This window comes from Lamprobacter sp. (assembly GCF_034860625.1).
Classification (GTDB): domain Bacteria; phylum Pseudomonadota; class Gammaproteobacteria; order Chromatiales; family Chromatiaceae; genus Lamprobacter.
Window position 1 is genome coordinate 1 of sequence record NZ_JAYESN010000201.1, and the last position, 5,735, is coordinate 5,735.

Genomic DNA, 5,735 nt, shown 5'->3' on the forward strand with positions numbered 1-5,735 from the left:
CTGTACCGGGCGATGGCCAACGCGCGCGATGAGGGGCAGGAGCCCGTGGTGGCGGTGCGCGAGGCGGTCGCAGCACGGCTGCGGCCGATCACGATGTCGGCGATCACCACCATCGCCGGCCTCTCGCCGCTGGTGTTCCTGCCCGGCGCCGGCGCCGAGCTCTATCGGGGGGGCGGTGCCATCGTGCTATTCGGCATCCTCGGCGCGGCCATCGTCACGCTGACGCTGCTGCCGGCGCTGACGGTGACGGTGCTGAGGCTCGGCGAGGGAAGGCAACGCAAGGTGCGCGCATAGATCTCTGATGCGCACTTGCACATCAAGCCGTCTGTCTTGGACCAATCTGCACGCTCGGGGTTGCAACCCTTGGACGCTAGGCGGGGGTGGAGATATTGACGACCGTCACTTGCACCTTGCGCGTCCTCCCGCCGTGCTGGACCTTGAGGGTCGCTTCGTTGCCAATGCCGACCTCGTCTAGGATGGCTGCGAGGTCGGCGACACTCTGTACCTGCTTGCCCTCGGCATGGGTGATCACATCGCCAAGCCTCCCGGCTCGCTGGTTGATGCCTTCGAGACCGGCACGGGCTGCAGGCGAGCCCGGCTGCACCGCTGCGATGACGACGCCGTCGACGTCTAGGCGAGCGGTCATGGCCTCGGTCAGCGCTACGATCCCAGGCCGTGCGACGCTGCCCTCGCGGATGATCTCTGAGACCACGCGATTGACCACGTCCACAGGAACCGCGAAACCGACACCGGCGAAGGCGCCGCTGCCGGAGACGATGGCGGTATTGACGCCGATGAGGCGGCCGGCCGAGTCGAGCAAGGGGCCACCAGAGTTGCCGGGGTTGATAGCGGCATCGGTCTGGATGACCCCGCGTACTTCCCGTCCCGAGGCGGTCGGCAGACGGCGCTCAAGGGCGCTGACAATGCCCTGAGTGAGGGTCCGCGAGAGACCGAACGGGCTGCCAATTGCGAACACGGTCTGCCCCACCCGCAGCTCTTCGGCGCTGCCGACGGAGACGGGTTGAAAGAGACGGTTGCCAGCGCGGACCCGGAGCACGGCAAGGTCGTAGTCGGGTGCACTGCCCACCAGGCTCGCCCGCTCGCGGCCTTCTAGTCCGAAGCGCACTGCAATGTGGTCTGCATCGTCGATCACGTGATGGTTCGTGACGATGTGGCCGGCGCCGTCCCAGACGAAGCCGGACCCCATGCCGAGCTGGGTCTCGCTGCGAGCGAAGAGGCTCGGCCTGGCCTGAGCCACGGTGGTGACGAAGACCACCGAGGGGCTAACCCGCTCAAACACTTGGATGGCCGTCTTCTCCATGCCGGCGAGGTCGCCGCGGGCCTCAACCTCGCGGGGTGTACTCTGCTCATAGAGGGCGAGCTGCACATAGTCGTAGCCCACCCAGGCCGCTAGCAGCACTAGCAGTGCTACCAGGACTCCCCGCAAGAACGCTGTGTCGCCCAAGGAAGATACCTCCGCTCGTATTGATGTTCTGCTGCCGTCCTGCTCAAACTGGCGTGAAGCCGGTATCAGACAGCAAAGCAAGAGCGGTGCCTGTAGTGCTCAGCTTCTCGAGCGTTTCCAGCGCATGTGGAAGTACTATTGTCCCGAGTCGTGATATCCGGACACCAAGATGCCATCGGATACTGAGAACAAGGGCATCCGCAGTCTGGATTAGTGCTTGCGGAACAATATTTGCCTAGCTCCGCAGCCTTGTTCCGCTCGCGCACTGGTCATCTCTGGCAGCTCGTGCTGAGCCATCCGGGCGGGCGCAGCGAAACCTATCGAGATCGGCTGGCGCATCGCGACCACATCGAGCGCTAGGGGCTCGCCGTGACTGCAGTCAACCCGACCTTAAGGACTTCGCCTCATGTCATCAACTGCATCCAGACTGCCACGGGCGAGGTTGTTGCGGTATTCACTGCCATCGCTCGTCACCTCGGTCGCCGCTCTGCCGATGGCGCTGTTCATTCCTGCCTTCTATGCCGATGAGCTCGGCCTGCCGCTCGCGGCGGTGGGGGCCGCGATCGCAGCCTCCCGGGTCTTCGATGTCGTGACCGACCCGCTCATCGGCATCCTCAGCGATCGTCTACCCACCCGCTGGGGCCGTCGCAAGCCCTGGATGCTACTTGGCACACCGCTGTTCTTGGTCGCGATCTGGCAGGTCTTTGTGCCGGGCGAGTCCGCGACCATCGGCGGGCTGCTGCTGTGGACGGCGCTGCTCTATCTGGGGTTCACCCTGATCGACCTGCCCTACAGGGCCTGGGGTGCGGAGCTGTCGACCGATTACGATGAGCGGTCGCGTATCACCAGTGTGCGCGAAGCACTGTCGATGGCCGGACAGGTCGCGCTGCTCGGTTTCCTCGTCGTGCTGACGACCTTGGGGCTCGACGCTGGTGCCGAGCAGTTGCGCGGCATCGCCTGGCTGGTCCTGATCAGCCTGCCGTTGCTCGTTGGCATGCCGTGTTAACCGTGCCAGAAGGTCATCCCAGTGGCTTCGCCCATTCGCGCCTCAGTTGGTGGGTTGGCCTTCGCATCTTGGTCCGCAATCCGGCGTTCGGGCGCATGGTTGGCTCTGTGCTGCTGTTCGTTTCCGGTATTGCAATCCAGGGCACGCTGCATCGGCTGGTGCTTGCCGACGTGATGGGCGACGAGCCGCTGTTCCCGTTGATGTTGTTCATCGAGAACCTCGGCACGCTTGCGGCAGTGCCTGCTTGGCTCTGGTTGTCGGTGCGCATCGGCAAACACCAGGCGCTGATCGCCGCCGCGCTTTGGCTCGCCGTGCTGAGTCTGCCGCTTGCGCTGCTGCGCGAAGGCGATACGACCCTATTGATCATGCTGGTCGCGATCCGCGGCTCGAGCTTCGCATCGATCCTGTTTCTGGCGAATTCGATTGCTGCCGATGTGATCGATGTCGACACCTTGGAGTCCGGCGAGCAGCGCTCAGGGCTCTTTTTTGCGGCTTGGAACATGACGACCAAGCTTGCGCTCGCGATCGGGGTCTTGCTCGGCACGGTACTTCCGGCGGCGGTCGGTTACGATCCCTCAGCGGCCGCGACGTCCGCGGACATTCAAGCGCGACTGATGCTGATCTATGGCGCTGTTCCTGCGGTGATGATGGCTGCCGGCGCCCTGTTCTTGCGAGGCTTCCCGGTGTCCCGCGAGCGGCATGCCGAAGTGCGGGCTGCACTGGCAGAGCGCGAAGAGAGCGCCTAACGGCCAAGTGGGCGTGGCCGAAGAAGGCATGTCTAACGAGACACTGGCTCAGGCCTCGAAACAGGACTAGACTGCTATTGAAGTCAGCCAACTCGGGACCGCCAAGATGCGAAACCTGATCGTCTGTGCGGATGGAACCTGGAGCACCGCGGAGCAAGAAACCGACGGCATCCCGAGGCCGACCAACGTGGTGCGACTCTACAGCGCGCTCGCGGACAAGGGCGCCGGCGACGAGCTGCAACTGCGCTACTACCACCCCGGAGTCGGTACTGAGGGGTCTTAGTTGCGACGGCTCGCCGGCGGTGCGCTCGGTGTTGGCCTCAGCCAAAACGTAATGAGCGCTTATCGCTGGCTCGCCGATGCGTACCAGCCCGATGACCGCCTCTTTCTGTTCGGCTTCAGCCGCGGCGCCTACACCGTGCGCAGCCTCGCTGGCCTGATCACCCGCTGCGGACTGATCAAAACGCAAGGACTGAGCGACAATAGAGCCTGGGCGGCGATAGAGCGTGTCTATGAGCATGGCTATCGACAACGCAAAGTCCCGGCTGCCTGGTCACAGGGTCTCGATTTCCATGATCGCAGCGACGGTGCGCCAGCCCGCGAGATCCATTTTCTCGGTGTCTGGGATACTGTCGGTGCACTCGGCGTCCCGGACAATTACGGCCTGCTAAACCTCTTTGATGACGCAAAGCGGTACCGTTTTCACGACACTGATCTCAACGAGCAGGTTCTGAATGCACGTCATGCCGTCGCATTAGATGAGACCCGGGCCAGCTTCAGCCCAACGCTTTGGAGCAACGTCTTGGAGCGCACCAGTGTTCAACAGCACTGGTTCCCTGGCACCCATGGCGACATCGGCGGCGGCCATATCGAGACGGGGCTCTCCGACGGTGCGCTCAGCTGGATGCTCGACGAGGCCTCAGCCCTCGGTCTTGGCATTGAGCCCGGCATGGCCGCTCAGATCAAGCCCAATCCACAAGGGCTATTGCATGAATCGCTGAATGGGATCTGGCGGCGGCTATTCCATCAGCCCCGCACAGTGCCAGCCGTGACGCAATCAATGGGGGGCAGCCAACTCCACCCGTCAGCGCTCGCCCGCCAGCAACAGCCGCCCCTCACCCAGGCGCCTTATCGCCGAACTCGGCTCCTAGCTATCGGCGAGAGCGAAACCCTGGATATCTTCGCCGCTGAGCGTTGGAACGACACCGGCTTCTATCTCGAAGCCGGCGCCAGCTATCGTTTTGCAGCCAGCGGAGAATGGCTGGACGCCGCGATTCCCTGTAGCCCGGCCGGCGACTGCCGTCCCCGGCAAATTTGGGGTGGTCTCGCGCATCAATTGGGCACCTGGATCGGCCTTGCGGAGCAGCGCTTCGCCCGGATGACCAACAACTCCCGGGTGAGCTTCGTCGGTAGCCGGCGCGTTGAGAAGGCGCCTTGGTTCGCGCTGGTCGGCGTGATTGCGAACGGCAGGGCGCAGACGCAGCCAGACGGCTCACCCTTACCACACGAGACGCTGGTCATCGGCGCCGGGCTCGATTCTTGGACACCGAAACAAGGCTCAGGCTATTTGTATTGCTTTGCCAACGACGCCTGGCGCTTCTACGGCAACAATCGTGGCCATGTGCAGCTGACCATTACTCGTACCGATTAGCTCCATTGTTGTGGCAAAACCGCAGCCAGATGAATGAAGATATCGCGTGTTTGCCTATCCTGCTCGGCCCAGATCTATCGCCTATCGCTTCGAGTATCCGCGGCTTTCTTCAGCTCAGGTAGGCTTCTCCCGGCGACGCAACGCGCTCGAGCCAGAAGAACAGCTCCGAATCGCGCCGCCCGCGTAGATCCATCAGGCCGATAAGGGTTGCTTCATCGACGCGTCGGAAGCGGTCAATGATCGGGAGATAGTCATAGACCATGCTCGCCGAGACTTTCCCGCGGAATTGCAGTGTCCGCAGCCGGGCTCGACCCAGGGGATGGCGGACGAGGCCGGGATGCTCGGGCAATCGAAAGGGCCAGATCAATGCATAGTTGATCCACCCCAGGATTGTCGCCGGCCTTTGAAAGAGCAGCGCTTGGACATCATCGGGGCTACGGAAGACCTTGCCATACCAGTTGAGGCGCTCGAGTGCGCCATCAAAGCGCGTCCCGCTGGCCCAGGCCCCACCGCGCCAAAGGCCTAGCAGAGCGTCGACCGCCACCGGCTTACAGCCGTCATAGAATGCAAGCAGCGCCTCGCGGCCAGCTTTGTGGTCGCGCAGGCCTTCGAAAACGGATTGCCGTTCTTCGATTACCGTTCTTGGGGTTGGCGCTTCTGGGGTTGGCGTTCTTGGGGTAGGAATCTCTGCCATCGCTGCGGACCTATGGTCGACGCTGGATATCCGGCGCCGCGGCGACGTGCGCGATCCAGTCGACCGCACCAGATGGCTGGAGGTCGCTCTACGCCATCACCGCAGCACGACCAGCTTAGGCCGCTTTTCGCTCCATCTCCGGCGCATACTCGCCGACGCTCGCGAGCGCGTTG

General features: G+C 63.4%; 6 protein-coding genes and 1 pseudogene. 5 read left to right on the forward strand and 2 right to left on the reverse strand.

What is annotated here, in order from left to right:
- Positions 1 to 294, forward strand: a 294-nt coding sequence (locus VBE63_RS23885) for an efflux RND transporter permease subunit (protein ID WP_323685518.1), incomplete at its 5' end; no start/stop codon positions are given.
- A gap of 76 nt (positions 295 to 370) precedes the next feature.
- Here the strand turns inward: VBE63_RS23885 and VBE63_RS23890 are convergent.
- Complete coding sequence (locus VBE63_RS23890; protein ID WP_323685519.1) at positions 371 to 1,465, reverse strand: S1C family serine protease; 1,095 nt, start codon at positions 1,463 to 1,465, stop codon at positions 371 to 373.
- Between the two features lie 231 nt (positions 1,466 to 1,696).
- Here VBE63_RS23890 and VBE63_RS23895 point away from each other — a divergent pair, with 231 nt between their 5' ends.
- From VBE63_RS23895 to VBE63_RS23910, 4 genes and pseudogenes are all read left to right on the forward strand, one after another.
- On the forward strand, positions 1,697 to 1,825 hold the full coding sequence (locus VBE63_RS23895; protein ID WP_323685520.1) for a hypothetical protein: 129 nt from the start codon (positions 1,697 to 1,699) through the stop codon (positions 1,823 to 1,825).
- An 85-nt stretch (positions 1,826 to 1,910) separates the two neighbouring features.
- On the forward strand, positions 1,911 to 2,471 hold the full coding sequence (locus VBE63_RS23900; protein ID WP_323685521.1) for an MFS transporter: 561 nt from the start codon (positions 1,911 to 1,913) through the stop codon (positions 2,469 to 2,471).
- 2 nt (positions 2,472 to 2,473) lie between these two features.
- Entirely contained in the window at positions 2,474 to 3,217 is a 744-nt protein-coding gene (locus tag VBE63_RS23905) for an MFS transporter (protein ID WP_323685522.1), read from the forward strand.
- 106 nt (positions 3,218 to 3,323) lie between these two features.
- Positions 3,324 to 4,868, forward strand: a pseudogene (locus VBE63_RS23910) (DUF2235 domain-containing protein).
- A 109-nt stretch (positions 4,869 to 4,977) separates the two neighbouring features.
- Here VBE63_RS23910 and VBE63_RS23915 read toward each other — a convergent pair.
- The gene (locus tag VBE63_RS23915) at positions 4,978 to 5,562 is read right to left on the reverse strand and encodes a DUF4334 domain-containing protein (protein WP_323685523.1); all 585 of its coding nucleotides are present in this window, start codon (positions 5,560 to 5,562) and stop codon (positions 4,978 to 4,980) included.
- Between the last annotated feature and the right edge of the window lie 173 nt (positions 5,563 to 5,735).